At 33.9% G+C, this 22,257-nt stretch carries 20 protein-coding genes; 11 read left to right on the forward strand and 9 right to left on the reverse strand.

What is annotated here, in order from left to right; translation table 11 throughout:
- Nucleotides 1-39 precede the first annotated feature (39 nt).
- From ABWU35_RS01965 to tnpA, 7 genes are all read left to right on the forward strand, one after another.
- A complete protein-coding gene (locus ABWU35_RS01965; RefSeq protein ID WP_353276031.1) occupies nucleotides 40-1,809 on the forward strand; it encodes an SET domain-containing protein in 1,770 nt (589 codons plus the stop codon).
- Nucleotides 1,810-1,856: 47 nt separating this feature from the next.
- A complete protein-coding gene (locus ABWU35_RS01970) occupies nucleotides 1,857-4,991 on the forward strand; it encodes an ankyrin repeat domain-containing protein (protein ID WP_353276033.1) in 3,135 nt (1,044 codons plus the stop codon).
- Between the two features lie 375 nt (nucleotides 4,992-5,366).
- Entirely contained in the window at nucleotides 5,367-7,376 is a 2,010-nt protein-coding gene (locus ABWU35_RS01975; protein WP_319803706.1) for a cytoplasmic incompatibility factor CifA, read from the forward strand.
- Nucleotides 7,377-7,423: 47 nt separating this feature from the next.
- Nucleotides 7,424-7,816, forward strand: a complete 393-nt coding sequence (locus tag ABWU35_RS01980; protein WP_230609060.1) for a hypothetical protein — start codon at nucleotides 7,424-7,426, stop codon at nucleotides 7,814-7,816.
- Nucleotides 7,817-7,912: 96 nt separating this feature from the next.
- Complete coding sequence (locus tag ABWU35_RS01985; RefSeq protein ID WP_230609058.1) at nucleotides 7,913-8,095, forward strand: hypothetical protein; 183 nt, start codon at nucleotides 7,913-7,915, stop codon at nucleotides 8,093-8,095.
- Between the two features lie 40 nt (nucleotides 8,096-8,135).
- Nucleotides 8,136-8,864, forward strand: a complete 729-nt coding sequence (locus ABWU35_RS01990) for a transposase (protein WP_230609056.1) — start codon at nucleotides 8,136-8,138, stop codon at nucleotides 8,862-8,864.
- A gap of 206 nt (nucleotides 8,865-9,070) precedes the next feature.
- Nucleotides 9,071-9,508, forward strand: coding sequence for an IS200/IS605 family transposase (tnpA, locus tag ABWU35_RS01995; protein WP_230609054.1), 438 nt, complete (start codon nucleotides 9,071-9,073; stop codon nucleotides 9,506-9,508).
- Nucleotides 9,509-9,510: 2 nt separating this feature from the next.
- Here tnpA and ABWU35_RS02000 read toward each other — a convergent pair whose 3' ends face one another.
- The 6 genes from ABWU35_RS02000 to ABWU35_RS02025 all read right to left on the reverse strand — a co-directional run bounded on the left by ABWU35_RS02000 (nucleotide 9,511) and on the right by ABWU35_RS02025 (nucleotide 14,896).
- Nucleotides 9,511-9,957, reverse strand: a complete 447-nt coding sequence (locus ABWU35_RS02000; RefSeq protein WP_304956781.1) for a hypothetical protein — start codon at nucleotides 9,955-9,957, stop codon at nucleotides 9,511-9,513.
- Nucleotides 9,958-10,202: 245 nt separating this feature from the next.
- On the reverse strand, nucleotides 10,203-10,985 hold the full coding sequence (locus tag ABWU35_RS02005) for an Rpn family recombination-promoting nuclease/putative transposase (RefSeq protein ID WP_230609053.1): 783 nt from the start codon (nucleotides 10,983-10,985) through the stop codon (nucleotides 10,203-10,205).
- Entirely contained in the window at nucleotides 10,982-12,529 is a 1,548-nt protein-coding gene (ltrA, locus tag ABWU35_RS02010) for a group II intron reverse transcriptase/maturase (protein WP_353276036.1), read from the reverse strand. Before ltrA ends, ABWU35_RS02005 begins: the two co-directional genes overlap by 4 nt.
- Before the next feature lie 435 nt (nucleotides 12,530-12,964).
- Complete coding sequence (locus ABWU35_RS02015; protein ID WP_230609272.1) at nucleotides 12,965-13,162, reverse strand: hypothetical protein; 198 nt, start codon at nucleotides 13,160-13,162, stop codon at nucleotides 12,965-12,967.
- Between the two features lie 44 nt (nucleotides 13,163-13,206).
- Nucleotides 13,207-14,280 (reverse strand): AI-2E family transporter, encoded by a 1,074-nt coding sequence (locus ABWU35_RS02020; RefSeq protein ID WP_026097254.1) that lies wholly within the window; start codon nucleotides 14,278-14,280, stop codon nucleotides 13,207-13,209.
- Nucleotides 14,281-14,329: 49 nt separating this feature from the next.
- Nucleotides 14,330-14,896, reverse strand: a complete 567-nt coding sequence (locus ABWU35_RS02025; RefSeq protein WP_007302358.1) for an alpha/beta hydrolase — start codon at nucleotides 14,894-14,896, stop codon at nucleotides 14,330-14,332.
- Here ABWU35_RS02025 and ABWU35_RS02030 point away from each other — a divergent pair.
- A complete protein-coding gene (locus tag ABWU35_RS02030; RefSeq protein WP_019236829.1) occupies nucleotides 14,895-15,041 on the forward strand; it encodes a hypothetical protein in 147 nt (48 codons plus the stop codon). The two genes, ABWU35_RS02025 and ABWU35_RS02030, sit on opposite strands and share 2 nt — an antisense overlap.
- 277 nt (nucleotides 15,042-15,318) lie before the next feature.
- Nucleotides 15,319-16,524, forward strand: coding sequence for a 2-C-methyl-D-erythritol 4-phosphate cytidylyltransferase (gene ispD, locus ABWU35_RS02035; protein WP_012481959.1), 1,206 nt, complete (start codon nucleotides 15,319-15,321; stop codon nucleotides 16,522-16,524).
- Nucleotides 16,525-16,608: 84 nt separating this feature from the next.
- Here ispD and ABWU35_RS02040 read toward each other — a convergent pair whose 3' ends face one another.
- From ABWU35_RS02040 to ABWU35_RS02050, 3 genes are all read right to left on the reverse strand, one after another.
- On the reverse strand, nucleotides 16,609-17,475 hold the full coding sequence (locus ABWU35_RS02040; RefSeq protein ID WP_007302356.1) for a ParB/RepB/Spo0J family partition protein: 867 nt from the start codon (nucleotides 17,473-17,475) through the stop codon (nucleotides 16,609-16,611).
- Nucleotides 17,472-18,314 (reverse strand): ParA family protein, encoded by an 843-nt coding sequence (locus ABWU35_RS02045; protein ID WP_006014513.1) that lies wholly within the window; start codon nucleotides 18,312-18,314, stop codon nucleotides 17,472-17,474. The genes ABWU35_RS02040 and ABWU35_RS02045 overlap by 4 nt, the downstream gene beginning before the upstream one ends.
- An 86-nt stretch (nucleotides 18,315-18,400) precedes the next feature.
- Nucleotides 18,401-20,881: a response regulator gene (locus ABWU35_RS02050; protein WP_353276040.1), complete on the reverse strand. Its 2,481-nt coding sequence runs from the start codon at nucleotides 20,879-20,881 to the stop codon at nucleotides 18,401-18,403.
- 159 nt (nucleotides 20,882-21,040) lie between these two features.
- Here ABWU35_RS02050 and hemF point away from each other — a divergent pair, with 159 nt between their 5' ends.
- Together hemF and ABWU35_RS02060 are read left to right on the forward strand one after the other, a co-directional pair.
- Entirely contained in the window at nucleotides 21,041-21,865 is an 825-nt protein-coding gene (gene hemF / locus ABWU35_RS02055) for an oxygen-dependent coproporphyrinogen oxidase (protein ID WP_007302354.1), read from the forward strand.
- Nucleotides 21,866-22,006: 141 nt separating this feature from the next.
- Nucleotides 22,007-22,255: a hypothetical protein gene (locus ABWU35_RS02060; protein ID WP_019078621.1), complete on the forward strand. Its 249-nt coding sequence runs from the start codon at nucleotides 22,007-22,009 to the stop codon at nucleotides 22,253-22,255.
- The last annotated feature ends 2 nt before the right edge of the window (nucleotides 22,256-22,257 follow it).

The following is a 22,257-nucleotide window of genomic DNA, read 5'->3' on the forward strand; positions in this document are numbered from 1 at the left end:
AAGCTATTAAAATAACTTTTTTATAATAAGTTTTGTCAGATGAAGTTTAGTGTTAGTATCCCCTTTGAAAAAGGAGAAGAAAAAAAGTTCCTGAAATATGTAAGTAGGCAGCAAGGTAAAGGTGAGTGTCAGTATTTAAAGGATAAAAAAGAAGAAAGCAATAACCCGATTAAACTTAGGATTGCAGAAGTTGCTGCGATTGAGGGTAAGTACAACCTTGGCGTGTACGCTCGGCAGTATATTAAAAAAGGTGATGTTATTGGTTATTACAAAGGGAAAAATGTTAAGTCTGGTGAAGTTGTTGATAGAAAATTTTTGATGATTATGAATAAAAATCAACAATTAGACGCAACGTGTATTTTTAACTGGACACGTTTCTTAAATCATTCAAGCTTTTCTTGTAACTGTTATTTTGCAGAAAGCAATGATGGTAGGGCTATTCAAGTGCTAAAAAATATTAAAGAAGGTGAGCAGCTGCTCATTGACTACGGTGGTTCTTACGTATTTGACATCAATATCGTTTATTTACATCCAACTGATAATGATCTTTCATATGAGGAAAAAGTGGCTGCTAATAAGGGATATGAACTATTGAAGATAACGAAAGACACAGTTCCATTAAGCAGTATGAAGAAAATTTTCGACTTCGATGATTGTGATGAGATTTATTTAATCAAATTGCATAAACAAGTGCTTTTCCCAAAACTTCAAACTGAATTCAATAAAGGCGAAGTAAACGAAGAAGAGGTTGATTTGCCATGTTATTTTTTAAAAAATAAGAAATATTCTTCCATTCAACAACAAGTTACACCTTTAATGTTTGCTTGCTATAAAGGACTTATAAAGGAGGTGAAGTACTTATTGAAACACAATGCTGATCCTTTACGCAATACGCTACATGGAGGGCATAACTCGCTGATTTTTACAATTTTAGGCACTGCAGAGAATAATACAAAAAAAGAAATTTTTAAACTTTTAACAGAAAAAGTGCTCTCTTCTACACCTCAAGGTTATAAACATCTAATTGAGGAAGAAACAGACTCTCAAGGTCTGAGCATATTTGATTACATTTGTAAGAGCGATCTCTTAACCATTATTACTGATCCTCAAGATAAAAATTCTGCAAACAAAATTTTACTTAATCTTCAAACAAAAATTTTAAATGGCAATTTTCCAAATAAGTTTTCGAAAAATGTTGTAAAGCAAATAGATCTTAAGAAGCTCAGTTTTGAGTTGCCTTGTGTTAATTTCTACGATAAAAATTTCAATAGTAAAAATAAACGTATAAAAGAAGAAAATAATCGAAAAGCAACTTTAACCGCAAGTGAAATAAAAAGAGAACATTATAAATATGTTAAGGCTGAGGTTGATGTAATTCAAGCTGAGGAGATTGAAGGCTTGCTGAGGAAATGTGAATATAAACTTAATCATAATGAAATAATTGAGATGTATAAGCAAGTCTTTGCTCACTGTGCATGTTACTTAGATGCTGTGGACAGCTTAAAATATAAAAACAAAGTCGATAATTTATTAAATTTTTTTCAGAACAAGATTTCCTGGAAAGAGAAGCTATTGATATTCAGTTACGCTCTTCAGAATCTTAGTTATTGGCATGGACGTGACTATGATGGGGAGCCATGGAATTCCATTCAAGCCTTCAAATACCTAAAAGATAAGCTTGATACAGATGAATATTGTGCTATACGAGATAAGATGTCTGTTAAAAAGAAGGAAGAGTTTGATAGTATGATGGGTCATTTTACCGATGTTAATATTGATCCTGCTATCATAAAAAAACTTTACAAATAGTTAATAGTGTGTACTAATGGCAGTATGTGTTTTTTGAGATCTGTATCATGAAAGCGTGTATAGTAAGTTCTATAAAGTCCAATCTTGAAAATGGTAAATATTCAGATGCTTGTTCAGATTTTTACAGCGAAGGGTATGACAACGAAGTGGACTTTTTATGTTATATTTTAAGAGAAAAAAGACTTGATTGCTTTTTAGAACCCTTGTTACTCTTTTACAAGCGAGATCTTCCAAGAATTCTCAAAGTAGCAGATAAAAAAAATGGTGAACATTTTGTGTGCGTTGCATACAGAGAAAGAAAGTTGCATAGGGTTCTCGAGGCGATCAAGCTTGAGGTGGAATCCTTCTATCGTGAAAACAATGAACGCAAAGCTTTATTGCACTTGATAGCTGATAAAGAAAAAGAACAAGACGAGATATTTAATTTGCTCAAAAATTTAAAAAAACATGGGGTGGACTTACATCATCGTTACAGTAATGGTGAAACTATTTTGCATTATGCTATTAAGTATAATAATGTTTGTATGGTAGTCGGAATTATTAAAAGCAATCTTGAAACTTTGAGAATTGAGGATAATAATGGTCTAAGTCCTCTTTCGTATGCTAGTAATAGGTTGTTAGACAAAATTTTGGATAGATTTCAAGAGTTAGATACGCATGGAAGAAAAATTATTGCCACTGATTTTCTTAGCATACTTGCTAAACGAAAAGATCAAGGAGTACAAATAGTTAAAAGGTTAATTGGGCTTGGCAAATCTGCCTCTATAGGTGAGGTAAGAAGTGATCCTGCAAGAGACATTATGGAAAAAGTAGATATAATAAAGCTCCTTTTTGAATTTGTTTCTTTTGGAAAGACAGATATTGTAAAGTTTTTTTTAGATAGATATCCGGATATTGTTAATAGTAAATTTGAGGGAAAAACAGCTCTTTTTTTTGCTATTGAAAGAGGTGACGTTAAGCTTGTTGAACTCTTATTGAAAAAAAAGGCCAATCTTAGTATTGAGTATGAAGGTCGTTCTCCTATTCACTATGCTGCTGGTAGTGGAAGTGTTGAGATATTGAGAGTTCTTTTAAAAGAAAAAGGTGGTTCTTCTATAGCTTATAATAGGGATGTATCTGGTTATATCCCTCTGTACCATGCAGTTATGAGTGTTGATATTGAAGTGGCTAAAAAAATGGTCGATCTTTTGGTAAAAGGTAGGCAAGAATGCGATATAAATTTGGTAGATCGCGAAGGTTATAATACTTTAGACCGTTTAGTCTTGCAAGGTTCAGAAGCCGGAATCGAGTTAGAAGGATATCTGAAATCTCTGGGTGCTGTTCATTCTGAAAAATTTAAACAGAGTCAGTCAAGAAGTTCAAGAAGCATAAGTAGTTTAAACTCTTCTACTATTTCTATACGTCGCTCGACGAGAGAAAAATCTTCATCTAGTTTTTCCAGTATGTCAAGTGGTATAGGTAGTGAAGGAAGTTACGTCGCTTCTATATCTGAAATTGTAGACGTTGATACTTTACCTAAGAAACGGTGTGAAGAAATTTTAAAGTGTATTGAAAAGAGGATTATCGAGGGATTCAGTCAAGATGATGATATTCTCAGTGAATTTGGCGAATGGAAACAAGTATTGAGGCTTCACAGTAAAAATGAAGACTATGCTGTTTTTAAGTGGGCTATTGATGGAGATTTTAACTACCCAGATGATAATTTTATCAGAATGAGTTTCATATTAGATAAAGCTAGTCAGGTTCTTTCTGAAAAGGAAAGGCTTGCTATGCTAACAGAAGGCCTTATATACTGTTGTGCTTGGCATAATAAAAGAGGAGAAGGCGATACCGTTTGGGATGCTTCACCTTGTATACGTTGGATATTTAAAAGATATAATGATGATAAGAAGGTTAGTATTATTATAGATGCTCTCACTGAACTTTATCGTTATGATGGAGCAGGTGCTAAAAATGAAGGTAAGCATGATTTTACACTCTCTAAGGAGGTTCTATTGAGCGAAGTTGCAAAGTCAATTGAGAATGGCGATGAGGATGGCGTAGAGGTTAGGCTTGCGACTGTTCTTAATTGCATTATAAATATGAGGAAGACTGAGAAGGTGAGTACATTCTTGCAAGATGTAAGCAAACTTAACGTCAAGACCGACAAGATATTTATGTTTGCTCTTGTTCATTCTATATCTAGCAATAAGTTTGCTATTGTAAAAAAGGAATACTTGGAAGGTTTCTGTAATAAAAGTGAGGACAAAATTCGAGAGGTGCTTGAATACGGCCTCAAGCATGCTATTTCTTTTAACAAAAAAATGTGTATGAAAAAACTGTTTGATGTGCTATCAGAATATGAAAATATGAAGTTCAAGATATTTCAAAGTGTCTTCAAGCATGCTATAGCTTTTGAGAAGTCAGACCTGTTAAATGATATATTGAGACAACTAAGCCAGGAAGAAGAGTTATTAAAGTTGTTTAAATGTGCTTTCAATCTTGCTGTACATTCTGAGATAGACTCTGTCCTACATGATTTGTTTAAAGAAGTTAAAAAGCGAAACTTTGAAAAAGAAGGGTTATTAGAGTTACTTAGATATGTTCTCAATCATGCTGTATCTTCTGAGATAGATTCTTCCCTACGTGTTGTGCTGGAAGAGGTTGAAAAAATAAGCTTGGAGGAAAAAGAGTTATTTAGGTTGTATGAAAATAGTGCGGGATTTGCTCAATCTGTGGGAAGTCCTGGTATTAAAAAAGTTTTCATAGAGAAGATGAGAAACTTAGGAAGTAAGTGTGCATCGCTTAATGAATTTTTTGCTTATACTGAAGAGGGTAAAAAAGAGAAGAAGGATTTAGCTTCGGATAATCTCCAAATCATTCAGAAAGCATTTAAGATCGCGAAAAAAAAATTAGGTCCTGGTCATCCATTTGTTTTAGATATTCTTTATAATATGGCAGAAATGCTTAGCAAGCTAGGTAATAAAAGTAAGGCTCTTGAAATATATCAGGAAGTACTTAATGCTCAAAAGGGATCAGATGTTTTAGGTCCTGATCATCCGGATACTTTAAGTACTCAGGATAGCATGGCAGTATTACAACAACAAATGGCAAGATTACAACAACAAAATGATGAACCTGGGCATTATTTAAGCGGTATAACAATAAGTAATCAATCAGTGGAAACAAGGGTGCCAGACTAAAACTATTTCTTTCTGAAGTTGCTTTATTTCAGCTTGAGGGAGGCCAGTAGATTCATCTACGTAATACCACAGCTAATATAGCTCATAAATAAAGAAGCCATCCGAATCGGACACGAAAAAAGCAGGAAAGAGGGTGAAAAATAGGCTAAAATAGCAGTCTAAAATTAACTCAAGGCGGGTGTTTCTATTGATGTTATTGCTAAAATAACAGGGTTTTCTGTTGATTATATTGAGAAAATTCAAGAAAAGAAGTTTTAGCCATAACGTTTTTTTTGTTAAACCCTCTATTCTAGTAATTTTAATATTGCAATCCATTCTAATGTCTGTACAATGCCTTTTTTACATAACACTGTTAATCCTTAATATGAGGAGTTAATGCTAACACAGAAAGAGCTTCGGGCTACGATGTCCAAAAAATTACAGGAAGCTATTAAACATACAGATCATGAGATTGCTGCTGGGAGGAAGTCAGCTATCAAGAGATGGGTGGGAGTCCTTCAAGATAACTTTATGGAGCACATAAAATACTTTAAGGGTGATAAGTTGAAGTTTTTGCACAATGTATTCCAAGATGAAGGTTGCTGGTCAGGTACAAGGTTAAATAATGCTGTTTTAGGTCAAAGATTTACTGAAGAAAAAATAGGTGGAATAGATAATCCACTTCGCAAATATGAGATGGCTTGTAGTTACTGTGTAGTGGATAAAATTCTTCCACTCTTTCAAAAAAGATTTGAATTTCTCAAGAGCAAATTTCCTCCTGGTAAATTTGATGGCAAAACTGAAACTGAAATTGACAAATACGTACGAGACTCCCTGCTAGATACTATAAAGAGAAATGGTCCTGTATTTGATTTCTGGATCGATAGAGGATCTGGGAAATTAAAGAAGTATGATGCAGTAGAAGGTTTTGACAGTGCTGTAAAACTTGAATGGAGCGAAGGAGTAGAGTATTTTTATAATCATTTAAAAGAAGAAGATAAGGAAAAGAAACTTACAGAAGCTATTCTTGCTCTATCTCGCGTTCAATCTGTTGAGAAAGACGCTCCTATTTTAGATTTTTGTATAAGGAATGTGGGTAATAAAGATACTATTTTACAGAAATTATCACAGAAAGATAAAGGAGTATATTCCCTTTTTGCTGAATTAATAGATTCGTGTTTTTTTGATACAGTACATGATTTAGTACAGTGCTGGTGTTACAAAGAAGCTTCAGCGCGTGGAGATAGTTCAGAGAAAACATTTTCACAGGATGAGTATGACCTCCTTCTTTACTCACTTTCAAATGTGATGTTGAAAAATCCTGAGTCAAGTACTCAAGCTAGATCTCTTATTATGAAGATTTGGAAATGTGACTGCTTTATTGAATACAGAAAGATTTCTGTTAATATTTCTAATTGTATAGTTCCTATACAGGACATGCTTGCAGGGTTAATAATTAACTGGAAACGAGAAGACATTTATAAGTCTGATGAGGAAAAAGAAGTAGAGAAAAAAGAAATATTAGATGTAATGTTATTTGCTAAAGATTGCTTTCCTGAAAAGTTTGAGTTCTTTGAAGAATTAATAACAAGAAATCTTAGATTATGTGGTAGGAAAGGCAAGAAAGTAAATGTAGATTATGGTCTATTTGCAGAAGAGTTATTCTCTGAGTTAGAAAAACCAACTTCACCTCCTAGAGATGATGGTTCCGGTGATCATCGAAGACGGTCTATAGTGATAGTAGAAGCTGAAGATTCTAGTCTTTCTATTAGACATGGTCGTTCTGGTGATGAGCCAGAGTCCGAGCTTGAATCTCCTGGTGTGATTTCTTCTGGTTCTCGTAAGAGAAAATTAGAGAGAAAACTCTTACCTGCTGGAAATTATAGTTCTGGTGATGAGCCAGAGTCTGATTTAACCGCAAGTGAAATAAAAAGAGAACATTATAAATATGTTAAGGCTGAGGTTGATGTAATTCAAGCTGAGGAGATTGAAGGCTTGCTGAGGAAATGTGAATATAAACTTAATCATAATGAAATAATTGAGATGTATAAGCAAGTCTTTGCTCACTGTGCATGTTACTTAGATGCTGTGGACAGCTTAAAATATAAAAACAAAGTCGATAATTTATTAAATTTTTTTCAGAACAAGATTTCCTGGAAAGAGAAGCTATTGATATTCAGTTACGCTCTTCAGAATCTTAGTTATTGGCATGGACGTGACTATGATGGGGAGCCATGGAATTCCATTCAAGCCTTCAAATACCTAAAAGATAAGCTTGATACAGATGAATATTGTGCTATACGAGATAAGATGTCTGTTAAAAAGAAGGAAGAGTTTGATAGTATGATGGGTCATTTTACCGATGTTAATATTGATCCTGCTATCATAAAAAAACTTTACAAATAGTTAATAGTGTGTACTAATGGCAGTATGTGTTTTTTGAGATCTGTATCATGAAAGCGTGTATAGTAAGTTCTATAAAGTCCAATCTTGAAAATGGTAAATATTCAGATGCTTGTTCAGATTTTTACAGCGAAGGGTATGACAACGAAGTGGACTTTTTATGTTATATTTTAAGAGAAAAAAGACTTGATTGCTTTTTAGAACCCTTGTTACTCTTTTACAAGCGAGATCTTCCAAGAATTCTCAAAGTAGCAGATAAAAAAAATGGTGAACATTTTGTGTGCGTTGCATACAGAGAAAGAAAGTTGCATAGGGTTCTCGAGGCGATCAAGCTTGAGGTGGGGTCCTGTTACCTAAGGAGAGAAAGTTGCCTTTCCCCCCTCGGCTTCAAAACCGGACTTAACAGTTTCCCGTTATCCTTCATGGCTTTGTTGCATAGCTAGTGTTGGTTGAGGTTATTGTAAAAAGAAAAGCTTTTTAATATATGGCTACTAACGCATTTTGTTGTAAAACAGGCATTTTTCAAACAAGTACAACTTATGCCACAAAAAATGAGAGTAAGTAACCAAAGAGAATATAACGAGTTTCTCAAAAAAAGAGGAAATGTTTTTCATTTTGTTAATCAAGCCATAGAAAATTGGTATGAAAATAGTCCAAAAGTTGCAGGTGGCAATAACACTTATAGTGATAAAGTTGTAATTTTAATACACATATCTTTTTAGAATTGGCTTGAGACAAGCTGTAGGTTTTGTAAAAGGTTATATGGTACAAATAGGCAAAAAACTTAAGATTATCAGCTATACACAAGCTTCCAGAAGATTTAAAAAGCTTAATTTGAAGATTGATGACCATAGAAGCAATAAAGACGATCTGGAAAATGTTGAAATTGCCGTAGATAGCACTAGAGTTAGTATCTACAATAATAACGGTGGGCATAGTAAGCTTAATATTCGAAAAAGAAAATACAGTGGTTATGGTCAAGTAAGAAAATTACATGTTGTTTTAAACATAAATGATAAGAAAGCAATAAGCATGAACTACACTAGTGGTGTTGCTGTAGACTATTTGCCGGTCTGCGATATGTTAGAAGAAGTCAGTGATAAATATAACATTTGTTCTATTCGAGCAGATGCGGCTTATGATATAAAAAGTGTGTATAAAGAATGCAGAAAATACAATATTGTGCCTATTATTCGCCCTAGGAAGGATACTAAAATTTGTTTAGCTGACTACTTATCAGAAAGAAACAAGTATATTAGTAGAATTAGGTCATATGAGAATTATGAAGATGGTATTAATGAATGGAAGAAAAAAGTTAAGTATGGAGCACGGTCTTATATTGAAGTCTTTTTCTATAGGTTGAAGCAAATATTTGGGTTTGGCTTGAAAAATAAATCAGAGGTAAATCGTGAAAAAGAGCTGTTAATTAAGTGCTACTTATTGAACAAATTTACTGATATAGGTATGGCTAAATTTAAATTAGCTGCGTGAATTCACTGTGATTTACATGCCTATCAGTGCTATGCAACAAAGCCATACTGGATCTCGCCTCTTCATAGATAATAGCAGAATGTTTCTTACATATTGATCACTTATCGGATTACCTTGACTTTCCATAAGATGGTACAAGCCTCCACCTTCTAGGTGGAGAAACTTTAGTTTGTCAATGTCATAACTGTACTTTATAAAGTATAGTTATGACGGAATATGACAAAGGAAAACACACTGTATTTTATCATAGGTACCATATAGTCTGGATTACAAAATATCGGTACAGAGTATTAACTAAGGCTATGAAGGAGAGAATACGAACAATCATAGCAGAAGTATCTGAAGAAATGGAGATTAAGATAGAAAACGGAGTAATATCATCAGATCATTTACATTTATTCGTAGTAATACCTCCTCATATAGCTGTGAGTGATTTTGTTCAAAGAGCCAAAGGCAGGTCTTCACGCAAAGTTCAACAAGAATTTCCAGAGCTAAATAAAATGTACTGGGGAAAGCGTTTTTGGGGAAGAGGATACTTTAGTGCTACCAGCGGACATATCACAGATAAAGTCATTAATGAGTACATCAATAAACATACAGATGCACATCAGCCTCATTCTATATCTAGTATAAGATTGGAGTAGCTTTAGCTTCTCACCGCGCTTCCAGCGCTATATCCAACCTTTCGGCTCTCAGCCGATAGTGGTTGAGTATCTATCTCTTCTGGAGTAAATTGACCCTTAGAGAATGCAAGCTGTTTATTGAAAAAATCACCTATCTTATCCATTATACAATACCTAGATGCCATATCATACCTTGGCAGTGGGTTATCTATTCCACCTATTTTCTCTTCAGTCAATTTCTGACCTAAAAAAACATTATTTAACCTTGTATCCGACCAACAATTTTCATCTTGGAATATATTGTACAAAAACTGCAGCTTATCATCCTTAAAGAATTGCACATACTCCATATAGTTTTCTACCCATCTCTTGATAGCTAATTTCTTTTCAGCAACATTTGGATCTGTACGTTGAATAGAATCTTGCAATTTTTCAAGTACTCTAGCATGACGATCTGTCCATCTTGGCATTCTACCTCCTATATAAAAATATTTACTGCATTATGCAAAAGTTAGAATCAAATATCAACAATAAAATTATCAAGGATAAAAAAATTTTATGAAAAACATTTTCTATATTTAGGCATTCTATGTTTGACTGATACGTAGAATTAGTGAGAGAATCAAATAGGCCAGTAGCAAGAATAGTGGAAGAGTTAGATATAGGCTTTAATATATTAGACTAATGGATAAGGGCTCTAAAGGAGTTACAATACTTAGGCTTTTTCCTTAAGTTTTGAAATTTCAACTTTAGGAAGACCGGTAGATTCAGCTATTAAGTCAACAGATACACCTGCTTTAAGTAGGTTTTTTGCAACTTCAATTTCTCTTTCTTTTCTGCCTTTTTCCTGGCCGATTTGGATGCCTCTTTCTTCTCCAACCCTAAGACCTTCATCAAATTTTTGAGCTAAAGCAGCTATTTCATCCATTATACGTTTTTTCATTTGTTCATATGCTAGTAATTCTTCTTCTGACCAGTTAAACTTATTCATCTCTTCATAAGCTCGTTTTATTATTACATCACTACCAACTATCTTATCTAGATCCTCTTCCCTTGTTTCTCCTGCATATCGAAAAAAATAACACCATTTCTCTACTATATTTTCTAGTTGATCTTCCTTTGTTTTTGTAAATTTTGGTAATTCTATGAATACGAAGTAAAAATCCTTTAAGTCATGTTCAAAGCTATTTTGATCTAAAATGACATGATTAGATTTGTACTCAGCTTTGTCTGGAAAAATAATACAATCAGCAACAGCAATAAAGATAATTTCCTTGAGGTTATGATAGTCATCACCTTGATCAGCTTGACTTGAATAGGCTTTAGCAGCATAATATTGAGCACGCTTTTCGAAGCCCTTGGTCTTAGTGAACTGGTCAGGTAAGGAAGCAGTATTACTACTACCCCCTCCCTTAGAAACGCAGCATGCAGGTTTCCCCACACTACGCTTGAGCCCCTTATCTAAGTTCTTCTTTTCTAGAACCGGCTTGTCCTTCATGATTCCTCAGGAAACATCATTCTTAATGGTGACACCAACAGTAGAGAACCTTCTCTTGAGAAAGAGCTTGCTAACATTCTTGTTCGTTTCACTCTCTCATCAAAATACTTTTTCCATTTTAAGTCAAGGGGATTTGCATCCGCTCTGATTTTAACATGTCGTCTGATAGGTATATCAATCAGCTTAAGCAGTCTTAAATACCGTATCTCTTTTGGTTTGTTCTTGCATATGGGTGCAGCAAAAACCCATTGGCGTTGACCCATTACTTTGAAGTAACGATTCTTTATCCAACGTAATCCTTTACGAGGATGTCTTTTCTTTGCCCATTTCCATAAACTATGCCAAATTTCATTGTCGATCTTTCTAAACGCTTTTTTAGCACACACATGGTGATAGTAATTTCCCCATCCTCTCAGTAGAGAGTTGAGTGACTTAATTACTATAGCCTGAGTGTTCGCTATATTTGCTTTTATCAATGTACGTGCTTTATTAAGAAGTCTTTTAATACTTTCTTTCGAAGGTTTAATAATTAACTTCTTATTATATCTACGTACATTACAACCAAGAAAGTCAAACCCTGTTGTGATAGATGTAATCTTTGTCTTCTCTTCTGACAGAATTAAACCTCGCTCATGAAGAAAAGATGATACTAAAGGCTTAACTTCCTTTTCCAGTACTTCATGTGTGAAACCTGAAATAATAAAGTCGTCTGCGTATCTGATTACATTCACTCCACTTCTGATTTTGTTTCTTTTTCTACTGCCGAGTTTACCAAATCGACTTTCCAATAACTTTTCAAGTCCGTTTAAGGCTAAATTGGCTAGTATTGGAGAAATTATACCACCTTGCGGGGTACCTGCAGTTGTGGGATACAGAGTTTTTGATTCTAGGAAGCCAGCTTTTAACCAACTATGCAGAATTTTTTTCTCCATAGGAATATGCTTCATAAGCCATTCATGATTAATGTTGTCAAAGCATCCTTTGATATCACCTTCAAGTATCCATTGTAGTTGATTACGACTTGCCAGTAACAAATGACAAGCTACTGTAGCATCTGCACAGGATCTTTTAGGTCTAAAGCCATAGGAGTGACGATCACTGATCGTTTCAGCTATCGGTTCCAGAGCAAACAGATATAATGCTTGCATGGCTCTATCTTTTATCGTGGGTATTCCAAGAGGTCTTCTTTTGCCATTAGATTTACTGATATAAATCCGTTTTAGCGGAGAAGGTTTATATCCTCTTTGCTTTAACAGCTTTATTCCTTGAAATTTAGCATTGCAAGTTGACCATAGTTGACGATCTACACCTGCTGTGGTTTTTCCTTGGTTTTCAGTTACTCTCTTAACAGCCAAAGCTTTTCCGCTAAAAGAGCGTGTGAGAAGATGTTGTAAAGCTTTTACCTTACCCCATCTTCCTTCTTGGACAGCCTTAACAATACGTCTTTGTAGCCTCACAATAACTTTCTGGCATTTCTTCCATGGCAATTGCTTCCATGCTTCAAAGCTTTCGGTAGATGCACTTACAGGTTTACTTGTAATCATCTGCTTTCCTACCTTAAGTGGTTAACAAAGTTTCTTGTCACGAGGGACCAAATGGAAGTCTGCTCGTTTTCACGCGAATTAATGTTACAAATTCTATCCATTTCGTTACAAAATGGCATTCGCTTTCTCCATTCTCCTTTACCTGCACTTCCATCAGCATTCCTTGCGGTTTGCTTGCCATGTAGGCGAAAATACAGGCTTACCCTGTTTCTCCAGTCATACAACAGTGGGTTAGGTGGCTTCTCTATACCGGTGGAGTTATTATTTGCGTACATCTAGAAATGAAAAATGTAACTTATCCACATTACCTTTTGGTCAGAGCTTATCAGCATCTTTAGCTCTTTCATCGTATCGGTACTTATAAAGCTTCACTTACGTTCACCATACCACTAGCCTAGCCCTCCAACCACATGATGCTTGCAGTTTATGCCCCTCTCACGATTGAGCATCTTCTTTTTCAAGAGGAGGTTCATTGTCCGCATCGCTTGGCACCAACCGGTTGCCCGATTCGCACTGATGCGTAGACTCAGACGGCAAAACATCTGGTTTAATAAGTTTTAGAATCCTTTCAGTTTCTTTCTGAATGAATTCCTCTCCTTTTAAACAATATGACCGAAGACTTTCAGGTCGCACCATCTCTCAAATGTATCAGAGATCCTTTTTTTATCGTGAACTAATTAGCCATTTTTATAAAGCTCACTTTCAAAATATTTATTGACTGCATATTCTACTAATACACTGAACATTGCTATTATTGGAATAAAAAATAATATACCTATAAACCCAAAATATGAGGTGCATATGACAACTCCTAAAATAATGATAGTTGGATGTATATGAACTTTTTTTCCTATTAATAAAGGCACTAATATGCTTGAGTCTATTAATTGACCAACACTAAATAATAGCAAGACAGCAGTACTTTCAAACCATCCACTAAATTGAGTAATGGCGCTCAAAAATCCGATAATAGTGTATAATAATGGCCCTATATAGGGTATAAATGTTAATGTTCCTGATAAAATTCCAATAGCTACAGAATGCTTCAGCCCAATTATGCTAAGGCCCACGGAGTAAAAGATCATCATGACTATACATACGTTTAACTGTCCCTTTAGGTAATTAGATATAATGAAATCTACTTTAGAAAAATAACCTGCAGCTTTTTCTCTGTAAAGAATGGGAATTAGTTTATTAGCCTTTTCTACAATTGCAGGCCAATCACGTAATACATAAAAAAACACCACAAGCGTAATAGCTATTAATGATACCATGTAAATCAAATTAAAGCTTGAATTTAGCACTTGAATTATAAGATTACTGCCCATGCTAAGAGCATTTATAAAATAAGATATATAATCACTGTAATTTTCTACTAGATTTTTAGACAAATGATCAAATAAACTATCTTCAGTTTTTATATTAAGAAATTCTAGCACAGAAGGAATCACTTTAAGCTTTAATGAAGGTATCTTATTTACTAAGAAATTTAATATTAAAGTAATTTGAAAATATATAATAGGTAAAACAAATGTAATAACTAATATAAAAGCTATCAATAAGGCAAGTGTTATAAAAACTACAGAACATGAACGCGGTATTCTATATTTTTCAAACTTGGTTACTAGCGGGTTAAATAGATGTGCAACAAAAACAGATATTAGACACGGAACAATCATAGGACGCATCAAAAATAATGCCCCTATTATGAAAAGCAGTACACAACAAATAGTTATATGACGTTTTTGCATGTGTTTAGAATAGTTAATTTACCGAAAAATATAAAGTTTTTTGTAAGTACTATCTATTCATTATTTTATTAGGCATGAGATCAGCCAAATTTTCACTCAATTGCCAACTAGATAAAACTCCGTTATGCGGGTTATCTGTAAAGCCTCTCAGATTAACGATCTTAATCGAATTTCTATTTAACAATAGATCATCTACTGCCTTTGCCAATTGTGCAGGATATGGTATTAAGGTGTCTCTTTCATGATTAATGACTACTATTGGTATATTATCATTTTGTAGCTTTTGTATATTGCTTATTATATCAAAATCTAAATTTAGGACCTTAAGCATCTTTTTCAATAAGCATGAGGGCAGTACACTTAAAATTTTTGCTTGAGGAATTGGAAAATGCTTTATTGCATTATGAAAAGAGCTGAAAGTGCTAGTAAAAATAACGCCTCCAAGTTTAATATTTTTGTCTGTAAAATATTTTAATACTTCTGATGCAACTGCTCCCCCAAAAGAATGGCCGAAAAGTATTATATTTTCCGATTTCACACCCTTCTCCATTAATTCATTGATTTTTTCTATTGAAGACTTAGATAAGCTTTGATTCTTATTTATAAATGGAATCATGAGTGGTGGTACAGATAAAAAGGTACAAGTTAAAGCTGCTAAGATGGCTAAACTTGCTGTACTAGATGTCATTGGATTAGTAAGTAATATTAAAGTTGGTAATAGTATTGATGTTCCTAAAAACAAGAAACTAGCTATTGCGTAAGTTATATAGTTTTGAAATGCAATTGGGTATTTATGTGCATGAGTGTGAAAATTAGACCTATGGAGATATGTAGATCTATCTTGTATATACCTGGCCGCATTCTTATAATTATCACCTATTCCATGAAAAAATATAAGATGTATCTCATTTTCTTTATTATACTTAGCAACGTGTATTATTTTCCTCTAGCATATATTACACCTAGTAAAAGAATATTCTTTTTTGAGAATTGGATCAACTTTTTTAAAATGCTAGATAACTTGTATTAACACCGAAAATGGTAAGCATGTACACTAACAGACTTGAGGAATACAAGATAGCAGCATTAATAGTTGCAGCAGGAGTAGGCAGTAGATGCAATGCCAAAATCCCTAAACAGTATATAAAATTGGCAGGTAAGTCTGTTTTATTTCACACAATTAGGAAATTCTTAGCTAATCAGTACATAAGTTACATAAGAGTGGTAGTGAATGAAAGTCAAAAAGATTTCTATAAAGAAGTTACGTCATCAACTATAGATACTAAATTGCTGAGTCCAGTATGTGGAGGAAAAAGCAGGCAGAGTTCAGTTAAACTTGGACTGGAGAGTTTGCAAAAGATCAATCCAGATTTTGTTATTATACATGACGCTTGTAGGCCTTTTGTATCAAATATTCTAATAAACAACTTGATTGAATCTATGATTAATGGTCAATATACAGGAGTAGTTCCAGCAATAGAAGTCGAGGATACTATATCGTTGGTGAGTAATAATTTCATTGAATCTACGATTTCAAGAGAAAAACTTAGAGCCATGCAAACTCCTCAAATTTTTAATTTCAGAGAATTATTATCGTGCCATCAATCAGTCAAAGAATTTACTGATGATTCATCACTAATGGTAGAGCATAAAAAACATGTTGCGATTATTGAAGGTGAGAAAAAGAATTTTAAGTTAACTACAAAAGAGGATATCAATATGGCAAAACTTCTCTTTGGAGAGCCAAAATTCCGTGTCGGAACCGGTTATGATATACATAAATTTGTTAAAATTCAAAATGATGCTAAGAGCTTTATAAAAATTTGCGGTGTGGAAATTGAGCATAATATGGCAATAGAGGCACATTCCGATGGTGATGTTGCAATACATGCAATCGTTGATGCAATACTCGGAGCACTAGGATGTGGCGATATAGGAGAACATTTTCCTCCTAATTCCTCTAAATGGAAGGATTGCAATTCATCTCATTTTCTTGATTTTGCTGCTAAAAAAGCACAGGAAAAAGGATATAGCGTGTCTAATTTAGATATTACTATAGTTTGTGAAGAGCCTAAAATATCGCCTTACAAAGCAGGAATGAAGGAATTCATATCAAAAATATTAGAAATTAATGGTGAATTCCTAAGTATCAAAGCAACCACAGCGGAAAAATTAGGTTCTATTGGCAGAAATGAGGGAATAGCAACGTATGCTTCTGTGCTATTGCGTGCAAATTTTTATTGAAGGTAGGAACGAAATAACTTACTTGACAAACTCCACCATTTCACTTCCATTGCAAGGAAAGTGGGAAGGTTTGTCAAGAAATTTCTATGGGCTACTTTCGACATTAATAGCTGATTCAAGTCTTCTATTCAAAATTTTCAATATAAAATCCAATTCATTTGAGTTGTTATAACGTATCATGACTTTACCCTTAGAATTACTGTCATTAATTTTGACCTTTAAACCAAGCTGAGAAGATATAGCTCCTTCTAATACTGCCATATCTTGATTTTTAGTAAACTTATGCTCTTTTCGGTCGTTATTTTGTTGTAAGTCTTTTATCAATTTTTCAGTTCGCCTAACGCTCAGGCCCTGAGAAACTATTCTTTCTGCAATACTTTCCGCATTTTCAACATTAATCAATGCTCTTGCATGACCCATAGACAATTTTTTCTCGTTGATCATTGTTTTTACTCCATTAGGGAGTGACAGCATTCGTATCATATTGGTTATGTGACTGCGGCTTTTACCTAAAGTTAAGGCTAATTCTTCGTGTGTATAGGAGAATTCATCTATTAGTTTTCTGTACGCCTCACCTTCTTCTATTGGATTAATATCTTGCCTCTGTATGTTTTCAATTATCGATACTTCTAAGCATTCCTTGTCATTTAAATCTTTTATGATAACCGGCACACTATCAAGATTTATGACCTTACTTGCTCGCCAACGACGTTCCCCTGCTACTATTTCATAACCTTCATTACTTGGATCTTTGCGCACCACAACAGGTTGTATTATACCATTTTTCTCTATCGAACCTGCAAGTTCTTTTAATGACTCCTCATCAAAATATTTTCTCGGCTGAAATTTGCTCGGGTGTAGTAATGAAATAGGTAACCGATCTTCTTTATTACCATAATTATCGCCTATGAGGCCAGCAAGACCTCTACCTAAGCGCCTATTGTCCTTCACGCTGCACCCTCACTTATCAGCTTTTTCTCTTTACAGATGCTCATGTGTTTCTTTAAAATTTCTTTTGCCAAACTTATATATGCTTGTGCACCAGGACACTTAAGATCATATACAATAGCAGGTTTTCCATGAGAAGGCGCTTCTGATAACCGTACATTACGTGGAATAATGGTCTCATACAAGGGGATAATAGTTTTATATACTTTATCATTTAAATATTGGCAAATATCATTTTTAATCTGCTCACTAAGTTTGTTGCGTCTGTCATACATTGTGAGCAATATTCCTTCTATTAACAGGAAAGGGTTTAGGTTATTTCTTTTTATCAGCTCTACAGTCTTAACTAAATGGCTCAATCCTTCCAGAGCGAAAAATTCACACTGAAGAGGAACAATAATCGAGTCAGCAGCGGTCAGAGCATTGATAGTAAGCAGACCAAGTGATGGAGGACAATCGATAATTATGTACTCATAATTATTACGTACTTTCTCTAGCGTATCTTTTAGTACGAATTTTCCCTGCTCAAGTTGTGATAGCTCAATTTCTGCAGCTGATAAGTCAACCACTGATGAAATCAGCGATAGATTTGGAATTTCCTTTATATTGAAAATTGCCGATTCCACCAATTCACTTTCGCTGCTCAGCAGTATTTTATATATATTTTTTTCTTCCCTGCTACGATAAGAAATCCCAAGTCCTGTACTAGCATTTCCTTGAGGGTCAAGATCTACCAGTAAAGTACTTTTTCCCACAGCAGCAAAGGCTGTTGATAAATTTATACTAGTTGTAGTTTTACCAACTCCACCCTTTTGATTTACTATTGCAATGATCTTGCTCACGCCTTTTATCTTATGTATAAAATAACTCTATTGTATATATGCAAGAAATTTTTGCATTAGAAAATTTTTTTTGTTGCCAATCATGCTCAAAGTAAACTGCCTTTTTTTGTCTTGTGTAACACACTTTGAACCTTATTTCCTAACTCATTCAGAGTAAATGGTTTTGGTAAAAAATGGAAGTCTTCTATATTGATTTCATCGCTCTTTAAAAAAGCATCCTCTGTATACCCAGAAATAAAAATAACTTTGATGTTTGGCCTATGTATCAATGTTTCTTTAACTATTTCTGGACCACTCACCTCTGGCATGATTACATCAGTGATTATTAGATCTATGTGTTGATTTTTTTTTCTAATGATCTCTAGTGCCTCGCTGCCTATGCTCGCTTCTATGACATTAAATCCTTTTCTTGTAAGAGCCTTAGCAGTAAATTCCCTTACTGAATCTTCATCTTCAATTAATAAAATTATACCATTACCTTTAATCTCTACCGGTTTCTCTATTTCTTTACTATCTTCCTCTTTATCATTTTCATCCGATATGTAAACTATGGGCAAAAATATGCTAAATTTAGTTCCATGATTCACTTTGCTAGCAACATAGATGTATCCTTCGGTTTGTTTAATAATGCCATATACAGTAGAGAGGCCAAGACCTGTACCAGAAGTAATATCTTTGGTAGAAAAAAATGGATCAAATGCCTTTTCAATTATATCACTCGTCATTCCACATCCAGTATCAATCACTTCAATCACAACATAATTCCCATGTTCAATCGTTTCCTTATCTGGAGAAAACATATCCTGAGGTGTAGAATTTAATGAATCAACCTTTTGATTAAAGGTTCGTATAGTTAACTCTCCCCCCTTTTCCATAGCAGCACCAGCATTAACTGCTAAGTTAAGCATAACTTGCTCTAATTGTCCTTGGTCAGCCCTAACAGCACCCAAATCGCTACCATAATAAATATTAAATTTTATATTTTCACCTATTAATCTTTTGATCATTTCATAAAGATTAGCTATCGTACCATTTACATTAATAATCTTTGGCTGCAAAGTCTGTCTTCTTGAAAAAGCAAGCAGTTGTCTTACTAAATTTGACCCACGTTTTGCATTTTGCTGTATCTGTATTATATCTCCAAAAGATGGATCGCTAGCTGAGTGCTGGAGTAAAAGCAAATCACAAAATCCTATTATTCCGGTTAATATATTATTGAAATCATGTGCAATACCACCTGCTAATTGCCCTATAGCTTGCACCTTTTGATAATGCTCAAGTTTTATCTCTAGTTTTTTACGTTCAGTATTATCAATAAAATAACAAAGTATGAACATCACTTTATTATGAAGAAACTTATTAAAATATATTTTCATGTTATTACCGCCATTGAGCTGCACATCAAAGGACGCATTATTTATCCTGTTACTTGAAAAATATTCACGCACTTTCATATGATAACCATCTGATATCAATGCAAAGATAGAATCATTACTTGACCCCGCAAGTTTTACTAATGCTATATTTTTCTTTATAAAATTGCCATTTATATCGCATTGTGCAATAGCAATTGACGAATTTGTAAAACAAGGGTGTAGTTGATAATCAACAATATTTGATTCAGTTGGTGTTATAAAGCCGTGTATATAGCTATGATTGTATTTATCACAAAATATAGCAGTACTCATATAAGCCTTAAATGGAGCACCGCTTATAGTAAAAAACATAATTTCATTTTTGGTTATTGTATCGTCATACTTAGATTGAGATATAAAATCATTGATTGAGCTACCTTTTTCCAATTTTTTTAGTTCAAACATGTCTAAAAATCTTTTATTTACAGATAAGATACCTCCTTTTGTATTTGCAACGTAAGTTGCTATATTGTGTTTCTCTATCAACTCTTCATATATCTGCTCTTTGTTTACCTGTGTTGCCTTCAGTACAAAATACCCATTCGGTCTTGCTATTGGGGCTAATGATAAATTTAAAGTCTTATTACTATTTATAGCAATTTGTGGATTATCCGGTATTGGTTCAGAGAGCAAAAGAAAGTTAGATATTCTACTCTTCTTGCTTAAGGAAATGCATACTTTTACAGAAGTGTTATTTCTTAACGCATGATAGAGTGATTTTCTGTCTTTTTCTGACACATCTCCTGCTTCAAGAATTTTATCTAGCGTAACATCATCGTTTATGTGATCTTTGAACCTTTCGTAGAACCTCGCATCAGCATAAATAATACCCTCATCTTTATGTAAAATGAGACAAAACTCTGTATTATGATTCAGCGCATTTGCAAATATTGCATTTTGAAACTCTATGATATTAAGTAGATACTTGTAACGTTTTATATTATATACCACAAAGAGAGTCATTAGAATGCTAATTAATAAATTAATCTCTATATTAACATGCTGACTATATACATTAGAAAAATAGAGTACTGATATTGCTATTGGAGGTAAGAACATAATGACTGCCATCACAATAATTGACATCCCATAATTTCTTAGTATGAAGTCAACTCTGTTCTCTTTTTTGTTATCTATGTATCTTTTACTCATTATTATTGCTTGGCATCCTTGCACATATAAAAATATTCTACTATATTGATTTAATTATTATAGATTTATTAACATCCTTGATGAGTAGTTACTATCCCAATCTAATTAAGTCCTGTAAATATAGAGTACAATAATATTAATAAGCCAACAGAAGGCATTATGGAAAAACAAAAGACACAAGCATTTGAATGGTTCTGCGCACTGAGAAACAAGATCACCGAATCTTTCTTATCAATTGAGGTACAGTCATTCACACAACCAAAAATCGAAAAAAGAAAGTGGAACCGACCAGGTGGAGGAAGTGGTGAATCTACAATTATCTTTGGTAATATTTTTGAAAAAGTTGGAATAAACGTTTCAAGAGTATACGGAAAGCTCGAAGACTCAGCCATTAATGAAATTTCTGGTGCAAGTGAAAGCAATGGAGAGTTTTGGGCAAGCGGTATATCTTTAGTGTCTCACATGCAATCTCCCCTTATCCCTGCAGCACATATGAACACAAGATTGATATATACCTCAAAACAATGGTTTGGTGGAGGAATGGACTTTACTCCAATTTATAAGGATGAGGGAGATTGCAAGTATATTCACGAATCAATTAAAGCAACTTGCGATGAGTTCAACATCGAATATTATCCGAAATTTAAAAAGCAATGTGATGATTACTTTTTTTTACAACATAGAAAAGAGCCACGTGGTATTGGTGGAATTTTTTATGACAATCTAACTTCTGGCAACTGGAAAAACGATTTTGAGTTCACAAAAGCAGTAGGTGAAGCCTTTTTAGAAATTTACTTACACATCATACACAAACATATGCAAAAATCTTGGACAAAAGAACAACGAGAAGAACAATTGATAAAACGTGGCAGATATGTGGAGTTCAATCTTCTTTATGATCGTGGTACAAGGTTTGGTTTAATGACTAATGGTAACCCCGATGCAATTATGATGTCGATGCCTCCTCTTGTTAAGTGGGTGTGAAAAGCGATTATTAATATAAAATAAATCGTTATAGTTTAAGATTGTACCACATATGGTGAGCTTTTGTATAGAGGGGTACAATCATGGGTATAAGTAGATAGTTTTTTAATTAAATCCGCTAGAAATAGCAATATAAGAGGCGTGAGGCTAGCTTTAAGTCTTCATAATATAGTAAACAGCTTTGAAAAACTCTTTTCTAGAATTAATCCTTTTAGGAACAAGGGGTCATTTGACTTGAATAATGATCAAACTTTAAATCGAGCTTTAGAGTATGCAGTAACAAATCTTGATCATAATGTAATGACGTTACTTATTAGTGCTGGAGCAAATATTAATGAGATAAATAATAGTATAGGAAATGTAATCCTTCAATACAAAATAGCATCATAAGC

This window comes from Wolbachia endosymbiont (group B) of Xylocampa areola (assembly GCF_964028205.1).
In the GTDB taxonomy this organism is placed as follows: Bacteria; Pseudomonadota; Alphaproteobacteria; order Rickettsiales; family Anaplasmataceae; genus Wolbachia.

What these genes read in the sequence shown, in the direction of transcription:
- ABWU35_RS02000 (WP_304956781.1), bottom strand. Translation starts at nt 9,957, where the DNA reads ATGCCAAGATGGACAGATCGTCATGCTAGAGTACTTGAAAAATTGCAA.
- ABWU35_RS02020 (WP_026097254.1), bottom strand. Translation starts at nt 14,280, where the DNA reads ATGCAAAAACGTCATATAACTATTTGTTGTGTACTGCTTTTCATAATA.
- hemF (WP_007302354.1), top strand. Translation starts at nt 21,041, where the DNA reads ATGGAAAAACAAAAGACACAAGCATTTGAATGGTTCTGCGCACTGAGA.
- ltrA (WP_353276036.1), bottom strand. Translation starts at nt 12,529, where the DNA reads ATGATTACAAGTAAACCTGTAAGTGCATCTACCGAAAGCTTTGAAGCA.
- ABWU35_RS02050 (WP_353276040.1), bottom strand. Translation starts at nt 20,881, where the DNA reads ATGAGTAAAAGATACATAGATAACAAAAAAGAGAACAGAGTTGACTTC.
- ABWU35_RS01990 (WP_230609056.1), top strand. Translation starts at nt 8,136, where the DNA reads ATGGTACAAATAGGCAAAAAACTTAAGATTATCAGCTATACACAAGCT.
- ABWU35_RS01980 (WP_230609060.1), top strand. Translation starts at nt 7,424, where the DNA reads ATGAAAGCGTGTATAGTAAGTTCTATAAAGTCCAATCTTGAAAATGGT.
- ABWU35_RS01975 (WP_319803706.1), top strand. Translation starts at nt 5,367, where the DNA reads ATGCTAACACAGAAAGAGCTTCGGGCTACGATGTCCAAAAAATTACAG.
- ABWU35_RS01985 (WP_230609058.1), top strand. Translation starts at nt 7,913, where the DNA reads ATGCCACAAAAAATGAGAGTAAGTAACCAAAGAGAATATAACGAGTTT.
- ispD (WP_012481959.1), top strand. Translation starts at nt 15,319, where the DNA reads ATGGTAAGCATGTACACTAACAGACTTGAGGAATACAAGATAGCAGCA.
- ABWU35_RS02030 (WP_019236829.1), top strand. Translation starts at nt 14,895, where the DNA reads ATGAGTGGTGGTACAGATAAAAAGGTACAAGTTAAAGCTGCTAAGATG.
- ABWU35_RS02005 (WP_230609053.1), bottom strand. Translation starts at nt 10,985, where the DNA reads ATGAAGGACAAGCCGGTTCTAGAAAAGAAGAACTTAGATAAGGGGCTC.
- ABWU35_RS01970 (WP_353276033.1), top strand. Translation starts at nt 1,857, where the DNA reads ATGAAAGCGTGTATAGTAAGTTCTATAAAGTCCAATCTTGAAAATGGT.
- ABWU35_RS01965 (WP_353276031.1), top strand. Translation starts at nt 40, where the DNA reads ATGAAGTTTAGTGTTAGTATCCCCTTTGAAAAAGGAGAAGAAAAAAAG.
- ABWU35_RS02025 (WP_007302358.1), bottom strand. Translation starts at nt 14,896, where the DNA reads ATGATTCCATTTATAAATAAGAATCAAAGCTTATCTAAGTCTTCAATA.
- tnpA (WP_230609054.1), top strand. Translation starts at nt 9,071, where the DNA reads ATGACGGAATATGACAAAGGAAAACACACTGTATTTTATCATAGGTAC.